Origin of the sequence: Terriglobus roseus (assembly GCF_900105625.1) — a bacterium.
GTDB classification, from domain to species: Bacteria; Acidobacteriota; Terriglobia; order Terriglobales; family Acidobacteriaceae; genus Terriglobus; species Terriglobus roseus_B.
The window spans coordinates 1,461,692-1,486,827 of record NZ_FNSD01000001.1 but is presented as its reverse complement, the minus strand read 5'-3'; the positions used below and the strand labels follow the sequence as shown (position 1 = coordinate 1,486,827).

The following is a 25,136-nucleotide window of genomic DNA, read 5'->3' as shown; positions in this document are numbered from 1 at the left end:
CCTCCTGGTTGCCAGTGCGGTTATCGCAGGGTTTGATTCCCGCCTGCGCGAAGGCAGCCGATTGCGAGGCGGCTTTCCGTTTCGGGACTGAAGGAATACGGGTCTGTTGGCGAGACGGCATTATCCGCGCCAAGGGTGCGATATAACGATTCGCACCGGAGACACCTTCCCATGGCCACAGTCGTTGACAACGCTTTGCCGCGCCGCATGGCGACTGCCGAAACGGAGAATCGCGTTGCGTACATGGCGCTGATCCTGACGCCGGGCGTAGGTTCCACGCGGGCTCTGCGGGCGGTGTCCAGGGCGGCTGCGCCCGCCGATCTCTTCAGCCTGTCGTTGACGGAGCTTGAGGGCCTGGGATTGCCGGCGGCTTCGGCCCGGCATTTTTTTGAGGGCAAGTCGCGCGCCCTGGCGGTCGAAGAACTGGAACGCATGGAAGAGCAGGGTGCTGGCTTCCTGACGCATGACTGCCCGGAATACCCGGAGCGGCTGCGAGAGATCTACGATCCACCCGCCGTGCTGTGGTTCCGGGGCGACACGTCTCTGCTGGCTCTGCCTGGGATCGCGGTGGTGGGGACGCGGCATCCGTCGCCGTATGGCAGTGGCATGGCGCAGATGTTGAGCCGCGAACTGGCCGCGCGGGGATTGGTCATCCTGAGCGGTATGGCCCGTGGCGTCGATACCGAGGCGCACAAGGGGGCGCTGGAGGCTCGCGGCAAGACGGTTGCTGTCTGGGGCACGGGCGTCGATGTGATCTATCCGAAGGAGAACAAGCGGCTGGCTGAGCAGATCCTGATGGGTGGCGGCTGCATCCTGAGCGAGTTCCCGTTGGGAACGTTTCCCGCACCGCAGAACTTCCCGGTGCGGAACCGCGTGCTGAGCGGTATGAGCGTTGGTGTGCTTGTGGTGGAGGCGGCGGAACACAGTGGCACACGCATCACCGCACGTTGTGCGATGGAGCAGAATCGCGACGTCTACGCGGTGCCTGGAAACGTCACCAACAAGGGTTCGTGGACGCCCAATACGCTAATCAAGCAGGGCGCCAAGCTGACGGCGACCTGGGAGGACATATGGTAAGATCTGCCGAGCCAAGTGCGTCTTGAGCTTGAGAACGCGGCGAGTCCAGGTGGCGAATCCTCCTCCGGGACGATCGCATCTCTATTCGACGACGGCAATCTTCCGCCGACCGAGCGCCTGGTGTTCTCGCTGTTGCGGGCTGACGAGTCGCTTCAACTCGATGACCTGATCGAGCAACTGGACGGGCAGTTGCAGTCACCCGAGATCTTCACCGCGCTCTTTGAGCTGGAGTTGGCGGGCCGCATCCGGCAGATGCCGGGGAAGAACTACGTGAGGACGTTCTAACCAACCTGCCTACGGTGCGGGCGCTGCTTTCGGAGCGGTTGATTCGGCCACCGGCTTGCCTTGCTCGTAGTCCGGAATGCCCGAGGTTACCTTGCGCAGCACGAACTCGCGGACGAGCGAGACGACCGCGTGTCCGCCGATACCTATGCCCACGTTACGGAAGATGAGGCCCGCACCGCGGTTGGCGTCAGGCCGGTAGAGATTCGAGATGGCGCCTGCGACAACCGAGCCGAGGATGCGGGAATAGGCTGGCTGGAAGTGGCCGCTGTTGCCCTTCTGGATGACAGCGGTAGACATGGCGTAGCCGGCCCGTTTGGCTACGGAGCCGGACCCGAGATAGAAGTAGCGGGGATCCTGCCGGAAGATGCTGGGGAAGACGGCAGAGCCGAAGAATCGGGAGACGACCACATCCGCATAGGCGGCGCCGAAGCGCTTGCCGTACCCCTGGGCTCCCTGTCCGTAGTCCTTGAAGGAGTTGCGCGCCTGCTCAACGCCGGCAACAAAGCCGACAACGACAAACTCCGCAGGATCGGTCGTGGAGCGGAAGGCGAGCCTGGTCTTTTGCCTGAAGTTCAGCGGGGCGGCGTCCCAGATGTAGCTGGAATAGAAATTCGGCAGAACGCCCAGCGCGCGCTGGTGCAGCGCCGCGTCCAACTGGGCCTGGGCCACCTGCTCCTGAGTCGCTACGACCGACACGTCGGTGTTGAACGGGGCGATTGGCAGGATGATCTCGGGAACGGTCTCTGCCCCGCCTGGGTCGAGGTGGATTTCGGGCGAAACAAACGTCTCCATGCCGCTAGCCGTCACGGTCAGGCGTACGGTTGCAGGGGTGAGATCGGAGAAGAGGAAGGTGCCGTCGTCGCCTGCATGGATCACGCGGTCGTTCGCGCCCTTTGCATTGACGAGCGTGACGTAAGCGCCAGCTACGGGCGCACCGTTCGTGTCGATAACGTGGCCCTGAAGGCTGGCACGGGTCTTTACGGAACTCGGAGCGTCCGGAAGTGTCTGGGCATATAGGCATCCGCTGGTGAGGGCGGAGATGAGGGCGACAGAGAGAGCAAAGCGGCGCAAGTCAAGCATGATTGAGATTCTTCCAAGGCTACGGGATTCGACGTGGGTTGCGGAGAAATAGCAGTGTCGAAATTCATACAAATGAAAATAATTCAAGGTGGTACCAGTCAAACAGGGGTGCCACGTTGTGCCAATGGCCAAAAAGGCTGATTTGAGTCCCAATAAGGGTAGGCCGCATCTGCTGTGGGAGACGCAGACTTTCGGGTTTCCCCCGGAGGAATAGAGACCTTCTTTGAGTCAGCGGGTCCAACCTGCGGAAAACGGAAACGTGACGCGCCGGGAGAACTCGTGTTAGGTTCCATACCGAGACAGCGCAAAAAGCCAGAGAGCTTATGCCGGGAGGTTTCCGGTCGCTTGATCCGGGCGTCGCCGGTCGTTTGAACCGGAAGAGCCGGTTGTTGTAGCTGGAGGATTCCGGCAGAAACCAGGAAGCAGTTATGGGTAAGAATCTCGTGATCGTCGAGTCGCCGGCAAAGGCGAAGACGATCAATAAATATCTCGGCAGCGATTACACGGTGGAGGCCTCGATTGGCCACATCATGGACCTGCCCAAGAACGACATCGGTGTCGAACTGAAGAACCGCACCTTCCTGCCGAAGCTGATTGTTTCGCCCGGCAAGGAGAAGCTCGTCGACCGACTGAAGAAGCTGGCTGCGAAGGCTGACGCCGTGTACCTGGCGCCCGATCCTGACCGCGAAGGCGAGGCGATTGCCGCGCATCTGCAGATGCAGTTGCAGCCCGGCATGAAGAACAAGGCGCCCATCTTCCGCGTGACCTTTAACGAGATCACAAAGAAGGCCGTCAACGATGCCTTCAAGACGCCGCGGCAGGTGGACAACAACCTGATGCTGGCACAGCAGACGCGCCGTGTGCTGGACCGCCTGGTGGGTTATGAGATCTCGCCGCTGCTGTGGGACAAGGTGCGCCGCGGCCTGAGCGCCGGACGTGTGCAGACGGTGGCACTTCGGCTGATCGTGGACCGCGAGAACGAGATCAAGGCATTCAACCCGGTAGAGTACTGGCCGGTGGATGCCAAGCTGAAGCCCGCTTCATCGCAGCAGGAGTTTATCGCCCGCCTGTACGCGATTGACGGCACGGCACTTCGTGTCGAGACCGTCGGCCCGCCGGCTCTCCCGGAAGGTATCAGCGCGCAGTCCGCCAAGGCCGGCATGGAGAAGGCGAAGTGGACCGTCGCGTCCGTCGAGGCGAAGGAGCGGCGGCGCAATCCGCCCGCTCCGTTCTCGACTTCGCGACTGCAGCAGGATGCTTCGAACCGCCTCGGTTTCAACGTGAAGCGGACGATGGGGGTAGCCCAGCGTTTGTACGAAGGTGTCGAGGTTGGCAGCGAGGGCACCGTCGGTCTGATCACCTACATGCGTACCGATTCGACGCGTGTCGCGCCGGTCGCCATCGACATGGCGCGGGACTATATCAAAAAGCTCGGCCCGCAGTATTTGCCGGCGAAACCCAATGACTTCAAAGGCAAGAAGGACGCGCAGGATGCGCACGAAGCCATCCGCCCAACCAACGTTGCGTATACACCGGACAGCATTCGCAAGTATCTGAGCGACGAGCAATTCAAGCTGTACGACCTGATCTGGCGCCGCTTTGTCGGCAGCCAGATGACCCCTGCCGTCTACGACCAGACGAACGTCGACATCACCGGCGTCAGCGACAGGAAATATAGCGTGCGTGTCTCCGGATCGGTGCTGAAGTTTGACGGCTTCCTGAAGGTCGCCGACCCGCGCGCTGCCAACGCGACCGCTACGGCCAAGCCGCAGAATGAGTCGTCCGACGGGGAGAACGAGGGTGCGGATACGGCATTGCCGGTGCTGACGCAGGGCCAGGCTCTGGACCTGGTCGAGGTGCTGACGGAGCAGAAGTTCACCGAGCCACCGCCACGCTTCAATGAGGCATCGCTGGTGAAGGAACTCGAAGAGCGCGGCATCGGCCGTCCTTCCACCTACGCCAGCATCATCAACACCATCCAGGATCGCGACTACGTCAAGAAGTTGGCGCGCAAGTTTGTGCCGACGGAGATTGGCATGGTCGTTACGACCCTGCTGGTCAAGAACTTCCCATACATCTTCGACATGGACTACACCCGCAAGCTCGAAGACGAGCTGGATGAGGTGGAGAGCGGCAAGGAGAAGTGGACGGACCTGCTCGACGGTTTTTACGGCCACCTGCTGAAGGAGATCAAGGTCGCCGAAGGCTCCATGGAGGAAATCAAGCGCTGGGAGAAGACGACCGACGAAGTCTGCGAAAAGTGCGGCTCACCGCTGATCCTGAAGTGGGGTAAATTCGGTTCGTTCTATAGCTGTAGCGCCTTCACCAAAACCAAGCCGAAGACCATCGCCGTGAGCGCGTTCAAGAAGGACGCCAAGGCCGCTATGAAGCGCGTGACGGACTCCTTCGAGTACCCGGTGACGGTGAAGGGTATGGTCGACGATGCTGAGGCCTCCAGCGAGGAAGTGCGCGACGACAAGCAGTTGCTGGCTGCGATGAAGCTCGCCTCCACGCGCGGCAAGAGCATCCTGATCGACCCGGTGAGCTGCGACTTCACCAAGGAAAACTTTGCGGACAAGCCGGATCTGGCTGCGATGGAAGCGGGCGACACCGAGGAAGAGGAGTTCTGCGAGAACTGCGGCAAGTTGATGGTCCTGAAGAACGGGCCATGGGGCCCGTTCATGAGCTGCCCGGACTACTCTGCTGACCCGCCGTGCAAGACGGTTCGCCGTCTGAACCAGAAGGTGCAGCAGAAACCGCCGGAGCCCACCGGCGAGCCCTGCCCGGAGTGCGGCATGGAGCTGGTGAAGCGCACCGGATCCTACGGTGAATTCACATCGTGCTCGGGTTATCCGAAGTGCAAGTACGTCAAGCAGACGCTGCTGGACGTCGCCTGCCCGAAGGATGGCGGCAAGATCGCCGAGCGCAAGTCGAAGATGGGCAACGTCTTCTACGGCTGCACGAACTATCCGAAGTGCGACTTCACCAGCAACCTGAAGCTGATCGACAAGCCGTGCCCGAAGGGCAACAGCAAGTACCTGCTGGAGGTTCCGAACAAGGCCGACGGCCTGATCCACGAGGTGTGTCCGCACAACCACGAAGCCCTGCCAAAGCGCCGCCCGAAGAAGGGCGCCAAGGTGGAGGAGCCGGTGGATACGATTGAATGTGGTTACGAAGAGATTACGAATCGTCCCATTCCGGTCGCAGCTCCGGTGGAGGTGCCGGTGCTGAAGCGGCCGGATCCTGAGGCGACCCGTCCGTTGGCTGAGAGTGTCGCATAAGTAATTTGTATGCAACAGATACGGAGAAGGCAGGCCCAGCGGAAGCTGGCCCTGCCTTTTTCAAGCAGTGAGTTCCGGCGCGGCCAAAGATGGTTCATCCTTGGGTTTTAAGCCCGCAAAAGCTCGTGCACCCCGGTAACCACTGTTCCCATCTAATAGTCAGGGCTGGTACAAAGGTAGAACGCCGGACCAAAGGTCCAGTTTTGCGTGCCTGACAGCGATCTCCGAGCGCCAGCCTGTCAGAACCTTCTTTGAAAGCGTGTGAGTCAGCAATGGCAAAGGCAGTGTGGAACGGCCAGACGGTCGCCGAGAGCGAGAGCTTTGAAACCGTCGAGGGCAACATCTACTTTCCAGAGGAGTCGGTGAAGCGCGAGTTTCTCCGTCCCAGCTCCACCTCGTCGTCCTGCCCGTGGAAGGGTCAGGCGCGTTACTTCACGTTGTTCGTCGACGGCCAGGAAAACCCCGACGCGGCCTGGTATTATCCCGACCCCAAGCCCGCCGCTCGCTCCGTGAAGCATCACATCGCCTTCTGGCGAGGCGTAGAAGTCAGCAAGTAATTGCTTTGTAGTTAAGGAAGGCGATGCTCTCAGGGCGTCGCCTTTTCCCTTTTGCGGCTGACTTACTGATCGCGGAACGATTCCAGGTCTGCGGGAGCGGCATCCACTTCCATCCGGATCTTGCCATCCTCGCGGAACGGGGTGAAGGTGAGTTGCGTGCCGGAGCAGATGCTTCCGCCCATGCGAAGCGGCACCTGGACCATGGGGTCGGCGCGGGTGCCGGCCGCCATGGTGCGTAGCTGCGCGGTTGCCGGATGGGTCGCGGCTGCATCGCACTCTCCGTTCGTGACGTTGCCTGTAACGGTCACCGGGGTCTCGTGCTCGAACGGAAAGCGGCAGGTGGCATTGCTGCCAGCGACGGCTTCCTGCAGGATGCAGTTGCCACCTGGTATAACGAAGCGCTCGGCGGCAATAACGGTCTGTGACTGCCCGGGCGTGAGCCGGGTGGCGATCACCGCCAGATGCATGGGGACGGTATCGCTGCCGGCAGCCTGCAGCACCCGCGCGGGCACCAGCAGGCCAGTTGCAGGTCGGCAAGTAGCGTACCCTCATCCCATTCGGGATAGAACGGCCTCAGGTAATCCATGAAGCCACGGACGGTCATCCACTCCGGCATCTCCTGGTTCTCTGAGACGTAGCCGATGCGGGCGAAGGAGTCTGCATGGAGCGTGCGCGTGGACTCGCCTAAGACGGTGGCTTCACCTGCGGTGGGCGGGAGGATATTCAGCAGCAGCTTGATCAGCGTGGTCTTGCCGGCGCCGTTATGGCCCACGAGCGCGAAGACGGAACCGTGCGGGACGGACAAATGTGTGGGTGCAAGCGCCTCCGTTCCACCGAACATCTTCGACAGGCCTTTGATCTCAACTGCGGGGACTGCATCGTTCATCGCGTCTCTCCTGTGTCTTCGTCTTCGGGTGGAGTCAGGCGTTCCCAGTGGCGCTCGACGGCCGCGGCGACCTCCTCGACCGAGAGGGACAGCCGCTTCGCCTCGACCACCAGCGCCTCGATCTGCGGGCCGAGCAGGGCTGTGCGCTCTGCCGCGGTGGATCGTGGCAGTTGCGCCACGACAGTGCCAATGCCGGGATGTGACTCCAGCAGGCCATCTGTCAGCAGTTGCGTGATGACCTTATGCGCCGTGTTGGGGTTGATCTTCAGTTCGCGTGAGAGCGCGCGGACCGACGGAAAGGCATCGCCGGGTCGCAGCTTGCCCGCGACGATGGCACGCGTGGCCGCGTAGACCGTCTGTTCGAAGATGGGTACACCGGGCCGGAAGCTGACGCGGAAAGGGATCACTGCTGTACTAGTACAGCTAGTACACCTTGCGATGCAAGAAATTTCTTTCGTCCCGTTGCTATTTCTCGCCTGGAGTCGTGGGCAGAGGCTCCGGCAGATCGGAATCTGCGACGATGCGGGAGGCCGTGTGGGTCTTTTCGAAGTCACGGTTTTCGACCGAGAGCGCGATCGAACGGTGAAAGAAAAAGAGCACGTTGAGCTTGAACTCAGTGCCGAAGGTGGCAGGGAACCAGACGCCATCCGGTTGCGGCGCGTAGGTCGCGGTGAAGCCCAGGCCTGGGATGCTGGTGCCCAGCAAGGCGCGCACGGCAAATGGGATATTGTGTGCCAGCGCGGTCTGCACCACGACAGGTTGGAAGGCCTCGGTGTCGATCCAGGCATCGCCGCGCCAGTCATAGTGGCTCTTCTCGCGTGGTGTGAAGACGATGTGGAAGGTGTCGTGGCCGTTGCGGCGCTCGCGGCCTTTCAGAGCGAAGTTGTACCCGGGTTGCGCTTTCCCGGTGAGTGGAAACAGGCCCGCGTGCAGGCCGTCTTTCGATTTTTCGTTGGTCAGGTTCTTGCGCACGTGCTCGACCAGTTGCTGGTCCAGGTCTTCGTCCTCGTCGTTCCGCAGGCCGTCCTTGCGGCGTTGTTTACGCGCCTCCTTGGTCAGATCCCTGTCGGGCGGTCCATCGATGTCGGCGCCGTGTGGCTTGTCCTTGAGTGGTTCTGTATACGCGATGTACCGCTTGCCGTCGCGACGACGGCCATCCAGCTTCAGCATCTGCTGTTCCGAGCCATGCGTGCCGGGTGTGACGCGCGCGTCGGTCGTCTCCTCACACATCACGGACTTGCCGCTGCTTGAGATCATTTGCGTGTGCTGGACGTAGACGTAGTGGGCCCGTGCGTCGTCGTCGCGATCCGTATTCGCGGCCACGCGTGCCATGATCTCGTCCGCCGTAAGCGACGGTGTGATCTGTGCAACGCATGGGAGCGACACAACGAACAGCGCGGCGAGGCAGAGGGATCTGGTCCACATTGGCTGCATACGCATCGGTACGCAGGCCCGGATGCGGAAGTTCACTCGGCGATGTCCGACACGCTGCGCGACCACCCACGCGACCTGCCCCCTGAGATGGCCGCGATGGGGCAGGCACACATGCAGATCCCTCCGTTACGCTGCGGGATGACAGCGTAGACGGAGGGATGATTTCAGGACGAACGGTTTGTATGCAGCAGCGAGTACGTCCTAAGAGATCGCGTGCAGGTACTTGTAGTCGACTGCGGCTGCTTCCATCGCGGGCATACGGCTATACGGCCCTTCCTGCTCTACGAAGATATGCTGGATGCCCTTACCCTTCACTCCGGCAAAGATTTCCTTGTAGTTGACGACACCCTGGCCGATCTCCGAGCCTTCGGGACGGATGGGGCCGCCGGTGCTGGCGCCCTTGGGGTAGGGGAGAAAGTCTTTGATGTGCAGCATCCTGATGCGGCCGGGATACTTTGCGACGAAGTCCGCAGGCTTGTAGCCGGCGACGGTCATCCATCCGCAGTCGATCTCGAAGGTGACGAGATCCTTATCGGTATGGGTGATCAGATAGTCGTAAGCGGGCTTACCGTCCACCATGCCGAACTCCATGGTGTGGTTGTGTGCCGCAAACTTCAGGCCAGCCTTCTTGGCGGCTTCACCGACCTTATTCATATCCTCTGCAAGCGCCTTGGTCTTGTCCGCATCCAGTGGGGCCAGCATGCCGCCGCGGGCCTTCGCCATCGCCTCGCGGCGCTGGTCGGCAGTCATGTTCGGATCCATCGCTGGCATGGGCGGGGCCAGCCAGCCTTGCGGAACAGACGACGTCGCGTAGGTGCAGCCGAGGGTATTGGCATCGTCAAACGATGCCTGCAAGGCGTCGAGTTTCAGCGGAAGATGTGCGCTGGGACACTTCAGGCCATTGTCGTCGAATGCCTTGCGAAGTTCCTTGGCGGTCTTCAGCGAACCGAAACCGGCCGTTTCAACTTCTTTGTAGCCAATGGCAGCGATCTGCTTTACGGCCGCGGCAGCGTCCTTCTGCATGTCTGCACCGACTACGTAGAGCTGGATACCCAGCGGCAGGCCGAGCGGGTCAGCGAATGCCCAGCGCGGCAGGACTGCGGCAGAGGCCGCCAGAGCGGCAACGGTGCCGGTGCGTGAAAGAAACTGCCTGCGGGTGATGCTGTTCATAGTCAGTGGCTCCGGTTATTGATAATTCGTTAGCGCAGAAACTGTAGACCTTCGTTGCATAGGGACGCAAGCGAAGTCTACTTCGCAGCGAAGGTGAGGTTCGCCATGGCCTTGCCGCTCGCGGTGACGGTGACGGTGATGGATTGCCGGCCCAGCGTCTCGTGCCAAGCGGTAACGGTGTATGTACCGGGCGGCAGATCGGGCAGTGTGAAGCTGCCATCATCCTTCGTCGTTGCGAAGTATGGATGGTCGACCACGCCGATGAAGGCATGCATCCAGTCATGGATGTTGCACTTCACGGGGATCATGATCTCCTGCTTCGTGAAGGTGCGGTGCATGACCGGATCGCCCGGACCCTGCGAGTGGTTCCACTCGCGATTGACCATGGCCATGGGGTGGATGTTGTGCGTGACGGGGTCTGAGTTTACGACGTTGAGCGTCTGGCCAACCTGTAATCCCAATACCCGCGGACGGAACCAGCAGCCGGCCTGATCAATCGTCACAGCGGCTGTCGGCGTGGCGAAGTGCTTTCCTTCGAGACCCTTTTCGATGTAGACAAAGACGTTGCCTAACCCGCCTTTTGCCCCTACGACGAGCGACTCGTCATAGGCCTTGCCCTTGTGCGCGGCTACGCAGGTGGGGTCGCTGCTCATGTCGACGAGCTGTGGCTTCGGCTTCGCGCCGGTGTATCTCACGGTACCCAGGATCGTCGTGGCGACTGCAGGGTCGACGGTGTAGACGGGCTCTGCAGCCGGAACGGCTCCAGTTTTGGCAGAGGATTGAGTCGTCTCAACGGAATTTGATTTACAGCCATACAGTAGCGATGACGCGATGAGCAGGGCCGCCGGGTAGCGGAACAAGGGATTCGGTTTCACGAGGTTTTCGTTCTCCTGGAGAGTGTGACGCGAAGGGACACTTTTCTGGTGGCCCGAAGTTACTTTTCCGGCGGCCCAAGGTTGGGCGATACATCACCGGTCAAGGATTGTAGAAATTCCACGAGGTCCGCACGATCTTGTCCACTGAGGTGAATCTTCTTCATCTCAGGGTCGAGGTAGGGATTGCTGTTGCCGCCGCCGGCATAGAAGTCCACCACGGCTTTCAGCGTCTTCAGACTGCCGTCGTGCATGTAGGGAGCGGTGCCTGCGATGTTGCGCAGGGTCGGTGTTTTAAAGGCGCCGGTGTCTGTGGCGATTTTTGTTTCGTGGAAGCGGCCCACATCGCTGAAGCTGCCGGAGTCGTTTACACCCTGGCCAGTGTTATGGAATTTGCCGTCGGTAAAAAGGGCATCGTGCGCGCCCACCGTATGGCATGCTGCACAGTTACCGCGCGTGGCATCCAGGTAGACCATGAAGCCGCGAAGCTGCGCGGGTGTGAGTGAGGTCTTGTCGCTGCCGTACTGGAAGCGGTCGAACGCCGAGTTGCCGGTGAGGGCGGTGCGTTCAAAGCTGGCCAGAGCTGCCTCGACACGCTCGATGTTCACGTCGTCGGTGCCGAAGGCGCTCTTGAACATCGAGCGGTACTGCGGATCGTTCCCCAGCTTGCTGACGTCCGCGGCGTGCGGCTGACTCATCTCGACGGGATTGGCGATGGGAAATGCGGCCTGCTCCTCGAGCGTGATAGCGCGACCGTCCCAGAACTGGAACGGCAGGTAGGCTGCGTTCAGGATGGTGGGTGCGTTACGAACGCCAAGCGCGCCGCGCACGCCGGTGGAGACGTTTTTGCCATCGGTGAAGTATGCCCTGGGATCGTGGCAGGAGGCGCAGGAGAGCGTGTTGTCGACCGAGACGTGCTTGTCGTAGAACAGCCTGCGGCCTAGCGCGATCGTCTCCGCAGTTGGCGGATTGTTCGCCGGAATCGGCAGCGCAGGCAGGCCAAGCGGGACGTGGATCTGGACTGGCGTGCCGATGGGCTTATTGCTGACCTGCCGCTTGCAGCCCGTCAGGGCGATAGGCAGCAGGAGTGCGGCGGCGATGGCAAAAGCTTGGCGCATGGTCCTGCTCTCATTATCGCGCCGGGCGGTATGCGTGACCGGCGCCGATTGATGCTGCGCTAAGCACCGCGCAGTTCTTGATGGCGGGCCAACTCGATCACTTCAAAAAGGTAGCCATTCACCGGCTCCTGGAAGAAAAACCGTCGGAAGTCGGTCGCGCGCAACGGTTCGATTAGCTCGCCGCCTTCAGCAAGAACACGCTCACGCAGCGCGTGGAAGTCTTCCTGCGGATGAAAAAGGGCGACGTGCCGACCGAACTCCGCCTCATGCGGCGAGCATGCGAAGCCTTCGACGAAGATGACGTGCAGCTCCTGTCCCTGGCCGATGTCAAACCACGCCACCGCCACCGGTGAGTTCGCCGGAACCGGTTTGCGGGGATAACCAAACGTTCGCTCGAGGAAGCTGGCTGTCGCTTCCACGTGCTGCGTTGGGAGTGTCAGGTGAGCGAACAAGGATCAGGCCGCCGGCTCTTCGAAGCCTTTCGCGATCCACTTTGACCAGTAGAAGGTGAGAGGCGTGGTGCCGGTGTTCACGATGCCGTGCCATGTATTGCCCGCCGTGTACATGACGGCGCCGGGGCCAATGGGTGTGGTCTTGCCGTCGACAGAGAGTTCGCCGGTGCCTTCGGTGATCATCATCAGCTCCTCTTCCGGATGCTGATGAGGCGGGTGCGGCGATGCCCCGGGATCAAGCACGCACATGCCGGTGCACATGCTGGCTAACTGGTTCGTGGGTCCGTTGTAATGAACGTAGGCCGCAGTGCCGGGCGCATCACCCTCTGCCTTCAGGCTTTCGACCGCGACGACACCGTCGACTAGCGCTGGGCCGGACGTGGCCGGGATGATGTGTGTGACGCCTTCCGCCATGGTGGTTCCTCCGGGCGGCCAGTATAACGCCGAGCGGTCAGCAGGTCGTAGTGGAACGGGACGCATCTCGCTCACCGCGACCTGCTGACGCCAACATCTGTCAGGCCCGCGCGCGAGCCTCAACCTGGCGATTCTCAAACTGTTCCGACGTCGATAGCAGGACAGCAAGCGTCATGGGCGGAACGTCCAGGTAGCCCTCGCGCACGCTGACTTCCGCCCGGGATGCGAGCTCCAACTGCTCGCCTTCCAGCAGTGCGAAGGCGAAGGGCTGATCGCCAAAGTTCACGACAACTCGAGCCTCTTCACGCTCCATCACCAGCGTCCGTGCGCGCTCGTCGGAAAAGACATGCAGATGATGGGTGTCGCCGTCGTTGAAGCACACGTGGCTTCGACGAAGCTTGATGAGGGCCTTGGTCCACGCGAGGAAATCTCCATGGTTGCCCTCTTCCTGCTCATCCCACTTCAGCTTTGAATCCAAGAAAGTCTTCTCGTGCTCAGGGTTCGGCACATCACCGCCGAAGCCGAATGCCGCGAACTCGTTCTTGCGGCCCTCTGCCACAAGGCGACGCATCTCTTCGTCCTCGTGATCGGCGAAGTAGAGGAAAGGGGTCGAGCTCGCCCATTCCTCACCCATGAAAAGCATAGGCGTGTAGGGCGCCAGAAGAACGATCCCGATGGACAGCTTCGCTGCGTCCGTTCCGACGAGGTGTTCGAAACGTTCACCCCATCCGCGGTTACCCACCTGATCGTGATTCTGGTCGAAGTGAATGAAGTGGTGCGCAGACAGCCCGTCTGTCGGGCGACCATGACGACGCTTGCGATGGCCCGAATATTGTCCGTCGTACACATAGGCATGTTTCAGCGACTTGTGCAGATCGGCAATTGTTCCGAAGTCTGAGTAATAACCACTCTCACCTTCCTTCGGGGAGTACAAAACAGCGATCAGTGCGTGGTGAAAGTCGTCACTCCATTGCGCGTCCATGCCGTACCCATTGGCTTCCCGCGGACGCACGACGCGAGGATCGTTAAGATCACTCTCTGCAATCAGATAGAACTCTTTCCCGACGGTTGCACCCAGGCGCTCGACTTCGGTTGAAAGCTGCTCCATGAAATGCACAGCAGAGAGGTCAAGAAAGGCGTGCACAGCGTCGAAACGCAGACCGTCGCAGTGATAGTCCTTCAGCCACATGATGGCGTTGTCCACGAAGAAGCGGCGGACCTCATCGCTGCCTTCCTGGTCAAGGTTTACCGCGTCGCCCCAGGGTGTTTTCCGATTCTCATTGAGATAGGGGCCGAATTTTCCTGTGTAATTTCCGACTGGTCCAAAGTGGTTGTAGACCACGTCCAGAATCACACTTAGACCCGTCGCATGGCATGCATCGACGAATCGCTTGAAGCCGTCCGGACCACCGTAGTGCTCATGGGTTGCAAAGAGGGAGACGCTGTCATATCCCCAACCCTGCTTGCCCGCCCACGCCGCCACTGGCATCACCTCGACATGTGTGATCCCCAGGTCTGCGAGATACTTCAGGTGTGGAATCGCGCCATCGAATGTTCCCTCTGTGCTGAAGGTTCCGATGTGCAGTTCGTAGATGATGGCGCCCGTCTTCGGTGAACCACGCCATAACTGGTCATGCCATTCGAAGCCGCCGTGGCTATAAATCTCCGACAGGCCGTGCACACCCTCTGGCTGACGCAGGCTGCGCGGATCGGGATACGGTGTCGAATCGTCATCCAGCAGGAAGGCGTACCGATCGCCACAAGTCGCCTCTTGCACTTCGAGAGTCCACCAGCCACGATGATTCGGGCCATTCATTGCCAGGACCTGTTCCCGCCAGCAAAGGGACATCTTCTGCGCCTTGGGCGCCCACACTCCAAACTTATGCATTGCAAATGCTCCTGACCGAACAGAGACGGCACTCAGGGACTCATCCGGATTGTTTGCAGATCCAGTGAGTAACTTGCTAAGTGGCGAATGTCTCTTCAAGGCCTTAGATTGCACATGCGGAAGGCTGGTTGCGTTTACATGCGGGTAGAGGCGTGCTGCTCATTCGCGCGCAAAGTTGGCCTGCATTGGCGCGGCGATTGGCTGAATCCCGACGAATTTCGGGCCCGGTCCCGCAGTACTGTCTGCGATCGTTTAGTTAACAAACTTACGGAAGATCGGGAGCTTCCGGGAGTTCGTCACTCCACTGGAACGGGGAGGGCTGCGGGCTTGAAGGTCGTGAATCCGTAGTCATGGCATCGCCCTCTGCAATGTAAAAAGCCGGAAGACCATGGCTCAGAGGTGTGAAGCCACCGATCGCTCCGGCACGAGTGTTGATGGGCAGTCGCTGCTCGCGATAGTGGTGTCGGTTCAAATCCTGCAGCAACCAATTCCAATCGCTTGCCAGAATGACGTACTGTCCGGCAGTCGACTGGAATGTGGCCAGCGGCACGATCTTCAAGCTGTACATGGAGCGAGCGGCCCACAGGTTCTGCTCAGGCGAATCATCGTTGCGAAACTTGCGCACTGCGGGGAAATCTATCGGGAAGACCTCACGCCGCACATATTCGGATGGTGCATAGCGTTGAAACGTGAGCGCCATCAGCGGATCGGGGATCGCCAGGGGAGTATTCGTAGGCAAGCCGTCAAACGCAAGCGGCAACCTATCGACAACTTTGTAAAACGACTGCTTCTGTTCGGCGTACCAATAACCCACAACGGATTCTCTTGCGATAAACCATGCCAGCACAAAGCAGAGAAACACTGGTCCTGCGTAACGTCTGCGACTGGCGAGGCGGTATGCCGTGACGGTTCCCCCAATGGCAAAGCCAAAGCAGACGGGAATGACAAATCTTGGCGAGAGCATACCTCCTCGCACCGATGCCATCGTGTAGCCAAGGAACGGGTAAAGCATCAGGCAGAAAACGCCGACGAGCTCATGCAGAGGAAGTATGCGATGCGGGATGCCTGAGTCCGACAGGGCGGCGATCCTTCGCTCCTGCTTCTCCGGGCTGCTCACCTGCATGAAGTGCTTGACGGCCGCCACCGTGAAGAGCGCGAGCAAAGGGTAGAGGATCATCTCAACCATCTGGGTGTAGGAGTCAAACACCTGGTCGAGGGAAACCTTGTTCCAGGCGTGGGGCGCGAACTGTGCGATGGCCCGATTGATGAGCGGCAGATAAACAAGGAGAGGACTGATGGCCAATGCAAGAGCCAGCCAGGTAGGCCAATTGATCGAGCGGAGCAAGTTCGACCGAATGTCTGCCTTGCGAGCCTTTGCGATTCGTTCGAGCGTCCGGGCGATTTCGCCTGCGGTAATGGGAACAAAGGCCAGTACGGCGAAATAGTTCGTGGAAATGCCCGCGCCCAGAGACACGGTCATCACCACGAGCCAGATGACGCGTAACGCCTGAGGGCGTGTCGTCTCCGTCGCACGGCACCATCCAAGAAACGCGAGCATCGTGAGGCCATAGAAGATGCCATACGAGCGGCTCTCATAGCTGTATTCAAATGCTGCCATCGCCATGGAAAGCACAGTGCCCGCCAGCGCCCACTCGGCGGGAACCCGGCGTCGCAGGTAGGTGAACAGAGAGACAAGCCCGATCCAGTAACCAATCATCGCGGGAAGTCGGAGTGCGAACTCTCGTTCTCCGAAAAGCGCGCGGCAGAAGTGCACGAGGAGGTGTGTCACAGGAGGGTTGGGGTCCGCTCCCAGGGTGAGCGCCTGCCAGATGGCTTTCACATTGTCGAGGCGAGCGACGTGCAGCGTGATGAACTCGTCAAGCCAAAGCAGCTTCAAGTGCGAGAGAGCTGCAACCGCCACGACATAGAGCGCAGTAAGTGCCAGGAAGGCACGCCAGGGGGTTGATTGGATTGCGCGCGTCAGCGCGTCAGGTTTTGGGAGGGACACGTTTGTGTCTGGTCCCGTGGTTTCCGCCGCCGCCGCGGCTGTCATGCTGTGACGCCTTCGTCCGATGCAACCGCATTGGTATCCGCAGGATCGCGGGCGGTGTCACCGGTTTTCTTTTCGTGATAGTCCTGTTCCGTATTGATCGACCAGAGGTTGTCTTTCGAAGTCCTGCCCGCAATGATGTTATCCACGGCTGTCATGGCCGTCAGCATCGAGTGATCCTGATTGTTGTACTTATGCATGCCATTTCGGCCGATGAGATATAGGTTTTCGAATTGATCGATATAGCGGACGATTTCGTCAAAGCGGTCGTAAGTGCCAAAGTATGCGGGATAGGTCTTCGGCACACGGAAGACACAGGAGTCTCTCACCTCGTCGGCCCGCAGGATGCCAATCTTCTCCACTTCGGCGATGGCAAACTGCGCGAGTTCGTCATCCGGCATCTTCCATAGCGGGTCACTCTCGTAGCAGAAATACTCGAGGCCGATCCAGACTTTGGATGGGTCCGCGACAAGGTGCGGGCTCCAGTTGTTGAAGATCTGCAAACGTCCGACCAGGACGTCGGGTTCCTGAATGTAGATCCACGTGTCTTTCAGCGGCGATCCGTCTGCCTCTTTGAGGAGCAGACGATCGACCAGCAGCCCAACCGTGATGAAGTCGCGATAGACCAGTCCGTCCGCGATGGCCGAGATCTCTGGCGGAATTGGTGTATGGAGGCGCTGCAGGAGATCTCTGACCGGCATGGTCGAAAAGCAGAAGTCGCCTTCCACTGTCTGCAGGTCACCGGCTGGTGTCTTCGCTTCAAGGGAGGTGATGCGATCCACGCCATCGGCTCCGCGTTCGACATTCAGGCCAACGATCCGCCATCCCATGCGTACCTCGCCACCCTCACGAACGATCATCCTGGCGACGAGCTCCCAAAGCTGGCCGGGACCGTACTTTGGATAGAGGAATTGCTCAATCAGCGAAGTCTCGGAATTCTTCTGCTTGATATCGGTGGGGTCCGACTTTCTGACACCGGAGACCTTCGAGAAGAAGTGGGAGACCATCTTGCGCAAGGAGAGACCCTTGATGCGTTGCGCTCCCCACGACGCATCGATCTGCTCGCAGGGAACGCCCCACACCTTCTCTGTATAGCTCTTGAAAAAAGTGAGATACAGTGTGCGCCCGAAGCGGTTAGTCAGAAAGTCTTCCAACGTCTTTTCCGGACGTCGCGGAAACAATCGCGCCTTGATGTAACTCAGACCAATCTGGATGGTTCGCAGCAGTCCCAGGCGACGCAGTGTACAGACGGAAAGTGTCAGCGGGTAATCGAAGAAGGACCGGAGAAAATAGATTCGGCTCTTGCGAGGGCGGATCAGCATGACTGCGTCAGGGTCTTGGACTTCCGCGTCTGGCGCTGGGTGCGGGTCGGTGCTGATGACTCGCTGCTGGTTGTGATACGAAATGGCGGCCACGTGCGATGTGCCCACCTGCTCAATGGGCATGATGGAGGTCCACCAATCCATGACGCGGTCAGATTTGGAAAAGAAGCGATGACCGCCGATATCAATCCGATTGCCGTTATAGCGGATGGTGCACGAGATCCCGCCGATGCGGTCGCTCGCTTCGAAGACGATGGGCTGGATCGAAGAACGCCTGCAGAACTCAAGCGCTGCCGTCAATCCGGCGGGGCCGGCTCCGATGATCAATGCGGTCTTCTTTACAGCTGTCATGCATCTCCCTGGGGCTATCGTCTGCGATCGAAGGTGCACCGGTACCGGGCTGCAAACGGCTTCGATCGCCGCCTGCCAAAACCGCGGCGGCCGTCTCGATATCGAATCGGAGGGCCTACACGCGCGGACGGCAGACGTTCGAAAACTCCTGTACTAGATGGTTACACGCCTCAGGCGATCGCGACCGTTTCCGCGGGCTCACCTAGTGGCTCTGCAGCGGCTTGGAGACGTTTTCGAGCGATTGGCCCGCCGCCTCAACGCCGATGCGCCATTCGCAGATGGATCCTGCCAGCATAAGTGCTGCGCCCACTGCATAGCCGCCTGCCACGGCCCAGCGAGAATCTGTCCGGATCAGAAATCCGAAGAGCAGGGGAGCACCGACGCCGCCAACGAGCGTGCCGATCGCGTAGAACACGGCGATGGCGAAAGCTCGTATCTCAAGCGGGAAGATTTCTGACACGGTCAGGTATGCGGCGCTGGCCGCGGAGGACGCTACGAAGAAGATCGCCGTGAAGAGTATGCCCAGGCCTCGCGGGCCAATGATCCCCATACCGAACGGCACCAGAGCTACGACCAGCAGCAAGGACGCGATGCCATAGGTCGCTGTGATCATTGGCTTTCGGCCCAACTTGTCAAAAAGCTTGCTCAGGACCAGTGGCCCGAAGAAACTGCCGATGGCAAAGGGCAGCAGGTGCAGCGGCAGGTCATCGTCAGAGATGTGAAAGAACTTTTTAACCACCAGCCCATAAGTGAAGAAGACGGCGTTGAAAAAGAAGGATTGTCCCACCATGAGGACGATCGACAGGATCGAGCGCGACCGGCTTTCCCCGGCCATGTTTCGGAAGATTTCACCCCATGGCGTGTGATCGCGGACGATTATTTTCAGCGGATCGCCTTGAGGCTTTGGCAGCGTGTCGCGTTTGCCATTGCTGACGGCATCTTCGATCTGCGTGACGATGCAGTTGGCTTCCTCTTCGTGTCCGCGCAGCATCAGCCACCGTGGGCTCTCCGGCACACGCAGCCTCAGCAACAGGACAGCGGCCCCCAGGACGCCACCAATGCCGAACGCGTAGCGCCAGCCAAGGTGCTGTAGGTTTCCACCGGCATGCAGCAGGAGATAGGTCGCGACTGCGCCGATGGATGCGCCCACCCAGAAGGTGCCATTCACAATGAGATCGACAGTGCCTCGAACCTTGCCCGGAATGAGTTCATCCACGGCCGAGTTAATCGCGGCGTATTCGCCACCGATGCCGAAACCCGTGAAGAAGCGTACAAAGGCGAAGAAGAGAAATCCATGCGAGAAAGCCGTTGCAATGGTCGCAAGCGAGTAGGTCGCCAGTGTGACAAGGAAAAGCTTGCGACGGCCTAAGCGATCCGTGAGCCAGCCAAAGAACAGCGCGCCCAATACCGCGCCCGCAAGGTACGTGGTCGCCGCAGCAGTGACCTGCGGGTCGGTCAGCGAGAGTCCCTGCCCGCTTTGGAGAATGCCGGAGAGCGAGCCGACGAGGGTAACTTCAAGACCATCCAGCAGCCAGGAAGTTCCAAGTGCGACGATGATCCGTGTATGCCATCCGGACCAGGGCAGTCGATCAAGTCTTTGCGGAATGTCTGTTTCGACGGTGTTGTTCTGTTCCAAGGCTTTAGCTGTCCCTCTTCTCGATCACACTTATCCCGCCATTGCGCTCCAGCACGGCATACTCGATATCGTCTATCGAACGGATGCCTTTGGTACGAGCCGCGGCCATGACATCTTCCGGTGCCATCCGCATGCCGTTCATAGTCTCCTGCTGCCACTGACCCTGCCGCACCAGTAACAGCGGGGTGCCGTCGATGAGCGCTCCGAATCTGGGATAGCGAATCTTCAATCCGGACGTGACCCGGTGCAGACATCCAACCGCCAGCACGGCACAGGTGCAGTTGGTGACCGAGTGATCTTTGCCGACCGTGGAAAGAATGATGACGCCGCCCATCAGGAAGACCAGCACAAACTCAAGCTGAGTCATCTGCGCTCCAGGTCTGCGGATGAGTACGCGGACCATCAAAGTCAAAAAGATGTAGCCGAAAACAGCATGCATGACCATCGACACTAGGGCACCACCACGACACGTCGTGTCACCGAAGTGTGCCCGGGCACCCGGACTGTGAAGTGGAAGATGCCGGGGGCCCCGGGCTCCAGTTCGAAGTCCACTTCGCCAGGCACATCGCCCGCAGGGAAGGTATAGACCATGGTTCCTGCGCTGATCGCGGAAGTCTGTGGCTGCGGTATGACGCGTTGTGCGCCTAGTTTTCGAATCACGCTGTCGCTGACGATCAGCTTCACAACACCGCCCGATACCGCGTCCGGTGCGAAGTGTATCGCCAGGGAATTCGGAGTGCCTGTGCGTGCCACGCGGTCATAGTGAACGCGCATGGCTGTTGCGGGATCATTAACCTGAGCGTGTGCGAGCCAACCCGCACCGAAGAGCCCGAGGACATCGGCAATTAGAACGAGGACGAAAAACGACCATACGATGCGCTCGAAGGTCCACCAGCGCTCCTGAAAGCCAAGATCTTCGCCGACAGCGATGGCGTTATCGACCTTCGGAACTTCGCTACCGTTGACGGGGTCCAGCAACTTCAATTTTTCTGTCACGCTACGACTCCTTCAATGGCACGATGCTTATTTCGCCGTTGCGCTCCAGCGTCGCTGTGTCGATTTCATCCGGTGTTCTCAGGCCCTGATCGCGCGCCATAGCCATGACGTCGTCGGGAGAGATGCGCATCTTGCGCATCGTGCGGCTCCGCCACGTATTGCCTTCGAGAAGGATGAGCGGCGTTCCGTCCAACAGGCGCGCTGCCCACGACGACTTCGTACGAAGCCATACGAGGAAGGTGTGACCGCATGCCACGGTCAGAATTTCGGTAATGGCATTTGTCGTGGACGCCTGCGGACCGACCATCCCCGTCAGCGTGAGTCCGCCGAGAAAGAAGACCAGTACAAATTCAAACGGGGTGAGCTGCTTGCCAGGGCGTCGCCCCACGATGCGCGAGATGAACACGAGGGAGAAGTAACCCCACAACGCACGGATGATCGCGCCAAAGGCCTCCACTCTGTCTCCCCCTTATTCGTTCAAGGGGTGGGACGCGCTGCGTCTGGATGGGGATGCCGTCCGAAAGCTGTGCATCAGGCACAGCGGCGCTGCCTTTATCCGCCATGCCGCTGTCCAGCGCCTCTTGTAGAGCAGAGGGTCGGCTGCAGCTGCGATCCAAGCTGATTGGCGCGTCTTTTTTGGGTTGCACGACATCTGCATCGGCGGGCGTTCCCACGCGTCTTATCTTCCAGGGCAGCGTTCAGTCTTCCGGGGTAGCATTGAGGTAATGGCCGTAACCATCCATAGTCAGAGCACCTTCGAAGGGACACTGCGATCCGCCAAAACGTCGCTGATGTTCAGCGAGACCCTGCGTCTTGCCCTCGACAGCTTTCGCGCCAGCAAGGTTCGCTTCCTGCTGACGATGCTCGGCATGATCATTGGATCGGCTTCCATTGTTCTCGTGGTCACGGTCGGCCTTACAGGCCGGCAGTACGCGCTCGACACGCTTTCCAGCATCGGCCCCAACATGGTGGAAATGCAGTACAACGGCGGCGCCACCATTGGTCCGGATGGCGCGTCGACGCCGGATTACATGACGCGTGAGGACGAAGCCGCCGTACTGGCGCAGGTTCCCGGCATCGCCCAAAGCTCTCCCATGCTGGAGATCCACACGCCGATCAGTGTCGGTGAGGGCAAGGTGAAAGACGTGATGCTGCTGGGTGTTTCGCCCCGCTACAAGGACGTGCGAAACCTCGGCGTGATGGCCGGTCGCTTTTTTGACGACCAGGACTCGGTGATGCACGACAAGGTCGGCGTCATGGTCGAGCCGCTGGCGAAGGAGATCTTCGGCTCCGATCAGGCAGCAGTTGGCAAAGTTTTGAGCATGAGCGGTGTCCCCGTCACGATCATCGGTGTCTTCAAGCAGCGTGTCGATACGTTCGGGCAGTCGGAGATCAGCGACACCACCATGTTACTGCCCTACACCGTGGCCCGTTACTTCACCGGCACAGACACGGTGAAGGAAATCTTCTTCACCATGAAAGACCCGGCGGACGTGCCGCGTGGTGGCGCGCGCATCCTGGAGCTGATCCGGTCACGCCATCGGAAGACCAGCAACTACACGGCGTTCACCATGGTGGCCATCCTGGACACGATGGCGAAGGTCGCCGACTCGCTAACCTACGTCCTGACTGCCGCAGCGTTCATCACGCTGGTGGTTTCGGGTGTCGGCATCATGAACAGCATGCTGGCCAATGTTTCCGCACGTATCCGTGAGATCGGTATCCGTAAGGCGCTTGGTGCTACAAGACGCGAGATTCGCCTGCAGTTCCTGACCGAAGCGGTCTTCTTATCGCTGTCCGGAGGTGTGGTGGGTACGCTGCTTGGACTGGCGGTGCCGGTCAGCGTCAACCTATTAACCCCCGTCCACATCCCGATGTCGATTACGTCCGCGATCGTAGCCCTGTTTACCAGCGTGCTGGTCGGCGTCGTATTCGGCACTCTGCCTGCCAATCGCGCGGCTGCGCTGGATCCGGTGGAGACACTCAAGTACGAGTAGGCGTTTTTTCGAGTGAGCTATACGTGCAAAGGACCGCCCTCTCGGGCAGCCCTGTCATGATCCAAATCGCTCAGCCAGACGCGAGCATCCCAGTTGAGATGCTGCGGTTTCAGGAGCAGCGGGCCTACATCGCCAGCGCCAACATCTCCAACTCCTGATGCATGCATTCCAGCGTGCAATGCAGCGCGTCGATACGACCGACGACGTTTCGCGCACCATCGCTGGAAATGCCGTAGCCGCGCGCATTCAGGAAACTGCTGATAAGCTCAGCCGCCTGCCAGCTATCGAGACCAGCGTTCAGTAACTCGCTGCGTAGACTAGCGACGTCTTCGGCGGCAAACTTCCCGTCTATTGGCGTTGATTCCATTCGCATCCCACCCCGCTGTGTTCCTGAATTAGACGTGATGCTCTCACACGGGTTGCGCCGGATGTCTGCTTCCGGCGTGATTGTGTGCCAAAAGGACATCACCCGCCCAAAGTTGTTCGTGTGGTGAAGGGAACTGCTCCGTCTCCGCCTCCAATCGCGGTTCACGCTACCTCAGGCGATTGAAGCTGCAAAACAATGCGTAATGACGCGCTTGAAGCGCGACCTAGTATCCTTGACGAGACATGGAAGCCAGCACAAAAGAACCACGCATTCTCGACGGTACGGCCATCGCGGCAGAGATCAGAGCAGAACTGAAGCAGCAGGTGGAAGCACTCGGCTTCACGCCGGGGCTCGCGGTCATCCTGATTGGCGAAGACCCGGCATCGGCCATTTACGTTCGCAGCAAGGTCAAAGCGTGTGAGGAACTGGGCATTCGCAGCATCGAACTTCGCCCGGAGGCCACGCTCAGCACGGAAGACCTGCTGACCATGGTGGCTGATCTGAACGGCCGCGACGATGTCGACGGCATCCTGGTGCAATTGCCTCTACCGAAGCAAGTTGATACCAAGCGCGTTCTGGAGGCGGTTGCCCCGGACAAAGATGTGGACGGTTTCCATCCCGTCAACGTCGGCAAATTGCAGATCGGCCAGGACACGCTGACGCCGTGCACGCCGACAGGTGTGCTGGAGATTCTGCGTCGCAGTGGCATTGCCACGGCGGGTGCGGAGGCTGTCGTCGTGGGGCGCAGCGATATCGTCGGCAAGCCAGTGGCGGCGATGCTGCTGCAGGCGAACGCAACCCTGACCGTTTGCCATGGTCGCACCCGCAACCTGGCGGAACACACGCGCCGCGCGGACATCCTGGTCGTCGCTATCGGCAAGGCCGGGTTCATCTCGGCGGACATGGTCAAGCCGGGCGCGGTTTTGATCGACGTGGGAATCAATCGACTCAGCGATGCTGCCGATGTCGACCGCTTTTTCCCGAACGATGCCAAACGTAAGGAAACCTTCGCAAAGCGCGGATCCGTCGTCATTGGCGATATCGATCCTGCAGCCTTTGCCGTGAGCAGTGCGTACACCCCTGTCCCCGGTGGGGTCGGGGCGCTCACGATCGCCATGCTGATGCACAACACTGTGAAGGCCGCGAAGCTTCGCCGCGGTTTGAAGTAGACGCATGCTGCGCGTCGGTTTGACCGGCGGTGTCGGCAGCGGAAAATCCGCTGCTGCCGCGCACTTCCGCACGCTGGGCGCGCAGGTTTCGCAGTCGGACGAGGTAGGCCGGGCGCTGATGAAGCCTGGCCAGCCAGCCTTCCAGGCGATCACGCAGCACTTCGGACCGATGGTCATCGCGGCCGATGGGGCGCTAGACCGTGCGGCTCTTGCCCGCATCGCCTTCGAGCAAGGCCGCGTCGAGGAGATCAACGCGATCGTGCATCCGCTGGTGATCGCGGCGCAAAGCGCGTGGGCGGAAACAGTCCTGGTGCGGGAACCTGCAGCAGTCGCAATCGTCGAATCCGCGCTGATCTTCGAAACTCGCTTCACAGCGCACGGCCCGGTCACAGACGTCGAAGCGCCGTGGCGTACGCGATTCGATCGCGTTGTTGTCGTTACCGCACCGCTGGAGACGCGCCGGGAGCGCTACATTGCCCGGCAGGCAGGGTCTATGCCCTGTGAGACGGCGTCCGCCGATTTCGACCGGCGCGCAGCAGCGCAATGGACGGATGAACGAAAGGCCGCGCTGGCGGACTTCGTTCTGGTGAATGATGGTTCGTTGCAGCATCTGCAGGATGAAGTTTTCCGGCTCTATGCGCTGCTCCGGCTGGAATCTGCCGACCGCGCAAGCGAAGCCATGTAAAGCAAACAGCGTCTAAACTGGTGCTGCTGCAGTGAAATGATCTAGGGGC

25 protein-coding genes are annotated in these 25,136 nt (G+C 60.1%); 7 read left to right on the top strand and 18 right to left on the bottom strand.

The features are described from left to right. Positions 1 to 171 precede the first annotated feature (171 nt). Positions 172 to 1,077 carry a DNA-processing protein DprA gene (gene dprA, locus BLW03_RS05970; RefSeq protein ID WP_348270834.1) on the top strand — a complete coding sequence of 302 codons (906 nt, stop codon included), beginning with the start codon at positions 172 to 174 and terminating at the stop codon, positions 1,075 to 1,077. Positions 1,078 to 1,092: 15 nt separating this feature from the next. Continuing rightward, the gene (locus BLW03_RS21200) at positions 1,093 to 1,362 is read left to right on the top strand and encodes a DprA-like winged helix domain-containing protein (protein WP_348270833.1); all 270 of its coding nucleotides are present in this window, start codon (positions 1,093 to 1,095) and stop codon (positions 1,360 to 1,362) included. Positions 1,363 to 1,371: 9 nt separating this feature from the next. Here BLW03_RS21200 and BLW03_RS05965 read toward each other — a convergent pair whose 3' ends face one another. Beyond that, positions 1,372 to 2,442, bottom strand: coding sequence for a carboxypeptidase-like regulatory domain-containing protein (locus tag BLW03_RS05965; RefSeq protein WP_074652791.1), 1,071 nt, complete (start codon positions 2,440 to 2,442; stop codon positions 1,372 to 1,374). Between the two features lie 428 nt (positions 2,443 to 2,870). On the opposite strand from BLW03_RS05965, the gene topA reads away from it, so the two are divergent. Next, complete coding sequence (gene topA / locus BLW03_RS05960) at positions 2,871 to 5,723, top strand: type I DNA topoisomerase (protein WP_074652790.1); 2,853 nt, start codon at positions 2,871 to 2,873, stop codon at positions 5,721 to 5,723. A 272-nt stretch (positions 5,724 to 5,995) separates the two neighbouring features. Further along, complete coding sequence (locus BLW03_RS05955) at positions 5,996 to 6,280, top strand: DUF427 domain-containing protein (protein WP_074652789.1); 285 nt, start codon at positions 5,996 to 5,998, stop codon at positions 6,278 to 6,280. A gap of 62 nt (positions 6,281 to 6,342) precedes the next feature. Here the strand turns inward: BLW03_RS05955 and BLW03_RS05950 are convergent, their stop codons facing one another. The 16 genes from BLW03_RS05950 to BLW03_RS05875 all read right to left on the bottom strand — a co-directional run bounded on the left by BLW03_RS05950 (position 6,343) and on the right by BLW03_RS05875 (position 21,326). Next, the gene (locus tag BLW03_RS05950; RefSeq protein WP_139285114.1) at positions 6,343 to 6,780 is read right to left on the bottom strand and encodes a hypothetical protein; all 438 of its coding nucleotides are present in this window, start codon (positions 6,778 to 6,780) and stop codon (positions 6,343 to 6,345) included. Beyond that, entirely contained in the window at positions 6,732 to 7,166 is a 435-nt protein-coding gene (locus BLW03_RS05945; protein ID WP_074652787.1) for an ATP-binding cassette domain-containing protein, read from the bottom strand. Before BLW03_RS05945 ends, BLW03_RS05950 begins: the two co-directional genes overlap by 49 nt. Then, positions 7,163 to 7,573, bottom strand: coding sequence for a GntR family transcriptional regulator (locus BLW03_RS05940; protein ID WP_074652786.1), 411 nt, complete (start codon positions 7,571 to 7,573; stop codon positions 7,163 to 7,165). The genes BLW03_RS05945 and BLW03_RS05940 overlap by 4 nt, the downstream gene beginning before the upstream one ends. Before the next feature lie 58 nt (positions 7,574 to 7,631). After that, positions 7,632 to 8,591, bottom strand: a complete 960-nt coding sequence (locus BLW03_RS05935) for a hypothetical protein (protein ID WP_244501978.1) — start codon at positions 8,589 to 8,591, stop codon at positions 7,632 to 7,634. Positions 8,592 to 8,801: 210 nt separating this feature from the next. Continuing rightward, positions 8,802 to 9,770, bottom strand: coding sequence for a sugar phosphate isomerase/epimerase family protein (locus BLW03_RS05930; protein ID WP_074652785.1), 969 nt, complete (start codon positions 9,768 to 9,770; stop codon positions 8,802 to 8,804). A gap of 77 nt (positions 9,771 to 9,847) precedes the next feature. After that, complete coding sequence (locus tag BLW03_RS05925; protein WP_074652784.1) at positions 9,848 to 10,645, bottom strand: carboxypeptidase regulatory-like domain-containing protein; 798 nt, start codon at positions 10,643 to 10,645, stop codon at positions 9,848 to 9,850. Between the two features lie 59 nt (positions 10,646 to 10,704). Continuing rightward, complete coding sequence (locus tag BLW03_RS05920) at positions 10,705 to 11,760, bottom strand: cytochrome-c peroxidase (RefSeq protein ID WP_074652783.1); 1,056 nt, start codon at positions 11,758 to 11,760, stop codon at positions 10,705 to 10,707. 59 nt (positions 11,761 to 11,819) lie between these two features. Beyond that, the gene (locus BLW03_RS05915; RefSeq protein ID WP_074652782.1) at positions 11,820 to 12,212 is read right to left on the bottom strand and encodes a VOC family protein; all 393 of its coding nucleotides are present in this window, start codon (positions 12,210 to 12,212) and stop codon (positions 11,820 to 11,822) included. 3 nt (positions 12,213 to 12,215) lie between these two features. Further along, positions 12,216 to 12,626, bottom strand: a complete 411-nt coding sequence (locus tag BLW03_RS05910) for a cupin domain-containing protein (protein ID WP_074652781.1) — start codon at positions 12,624 to 12,626, stop codon at positions 12,216 to 12,218. A 100-nt stretch (positions 12,627 to 12,726) separates the two neighbouring features. Beyond that, on the bottom strand, positions 12,727 to 14,514 hold the full coding sequence (gene treZ, locus BLW03_RS05905) for a malto-oligosyltrehalose trehalohydrolase (RefSeq protein ID WP_074652780.1): 1,788 nt from the start codon (positions 14,512 to 14,514) through the stop codon (positions 12,727 to 12,729). Between the two features lie 265 nt (positions 14,515 to 14,779). Continuing rightward, positions 14,780 to 16,567 carry an ArnT family glycosyltransferase gene (locus tag BLW03_RS05900; protein WP_074652779.1) on the bottom strand — a complete coding sequence of 596 codons (1,788 nt, stop codon included), beginning with the start codon at positions 16,565 to 16,567 and terminating at the stop codon, positions 14,780 to 14,782. Further along, positions 16,564 to 18,237: an NAD(P)/FAD-dependent oxidoreductase gene (locus BLW03_RS05895; RefSeq protein ID WP_074652778.1), complete on the bottom strand. Its 1,674-nt coding sequence runs from the start codon at positions 18,235 to 18,237 to the stop codon at positions 16,564 to 16,566. The genes BLW03_RS05900 and BLW03_RS05895 overlap by 4 nt, the downstream gene beginning before the upstream one ends. Before the next feature lie 202 nt (positions 18,238 to 18,439). Beyond that, a complete protein-coding gene (locus tag BLW03_RS05890) occupies positions 18,440 to 19,873 on the bottom strand; it encodes an MFS transporter (RefSeq protein WP_074652777.1) in 1,434 nt (477 codons plus the stop codon). Between the two features lie 4 nt (positions 19,874 to 19,877). Further along, positions 19,878 to 20,240, bottom strand: coding sequence for a DUF421 domain-containing protein (locus BLW03_RS05885; protein ID WP_244501977.1), 363 nt, complete (start codon positions 20,238 to 20,240; stop codon positions 19,878 to 19,880). Positions 20,241 to 20,323: 83 nt separating this feature from the next. Beyond that, positions 20,324 to 20,869: a hypothetical protein gene (locus BLW03_RS05880; RefSeq protein ID WP_244501976.1), complete on the bottom strand. Its 546-nt coding sequence runs from the start codon at positions 20,867 to 20,869 to the stop codon at positions 20,324 to 20,326. Position 20,870: 1 nt separating this feature from the next. Then, complete coding sequence (locus BLW03_RS05875; protein ID WP_074652775.1) at positions 20,871 to 21,326, bottom strand: DUF421 domain-containing protein; 456 nt, start codon at positions 21,324 to 21,326, stop codon at positions 20,871 to 20,873. Positions 21,327 to 21,594: 268 nt separating this feature from the next. Here BLW03_RS05875 and BLW03_RS05870 point away from each other — a divergent pair, with 268 nt between their 5' ends. Next, a complete protein-coding gene (locus tag BLW03_RS05870) occupies positions 21,595 to 22,866 on the top strand; it encodes an ABC transporter permease (RefSeq protein ID WP_074652774.1) in 1,272 nt (423 codons plus the stop codon). Between the two features lie 124 nt (positions 22,867 to 22,990). Here the strand turns inward: BLW03_RS05870 and BLW03_RS05865 are convergent, their stop codons facing one another. After that, positions 22,991 to 23,233, bottom strand: a complete 243-nt coding sequence (locus BLW03_RS05865) for a hypothetical protein (RefSeq protein WP_074652773.1) — start codon at positions 23,231 to 23,233, stop codon at positions 22,991 to 22,993. A gap of 242 nt (positions 23,234 to 23,475) precedes the next feature. Here BLW03_RS05865 and BLW03_RS05860 point away from each other — a divergent pair, with 242 nt between their 5' ends. Both BLW03_RS05860 and coaE read left to right on the top strand, forming a co-directional pair. Further along, complete coding sequence (locus BLW03_RS05860) at positions 23,476 to 24,402, top strand: bifunctional 5,10-methylenetetrahydrofolate dehydrogenase/5,10-methenyltetrahydrofolate cyclohydrolase (RefSeq protein ID WP_074652772.1); 927 nt, start codon at positions 23,476 to 23,478, stop codon at positions 24,400 to 24,402. 4 nt (positions 24,403 to 24,406) lie between these two features. After that, positions 24,407 to 25,087, top strand: coding sequence for a dephospho-CoA kinase (coaE, locus tag BLW03_RS05855; protein WP_074652771.1), 681 nt, complete (start codon positions 24,407 to 24,409; stop codon positions 25,085 to 25,087). Positions 25,088 to 25,136 lie beyond the last annotated feature (49 nt).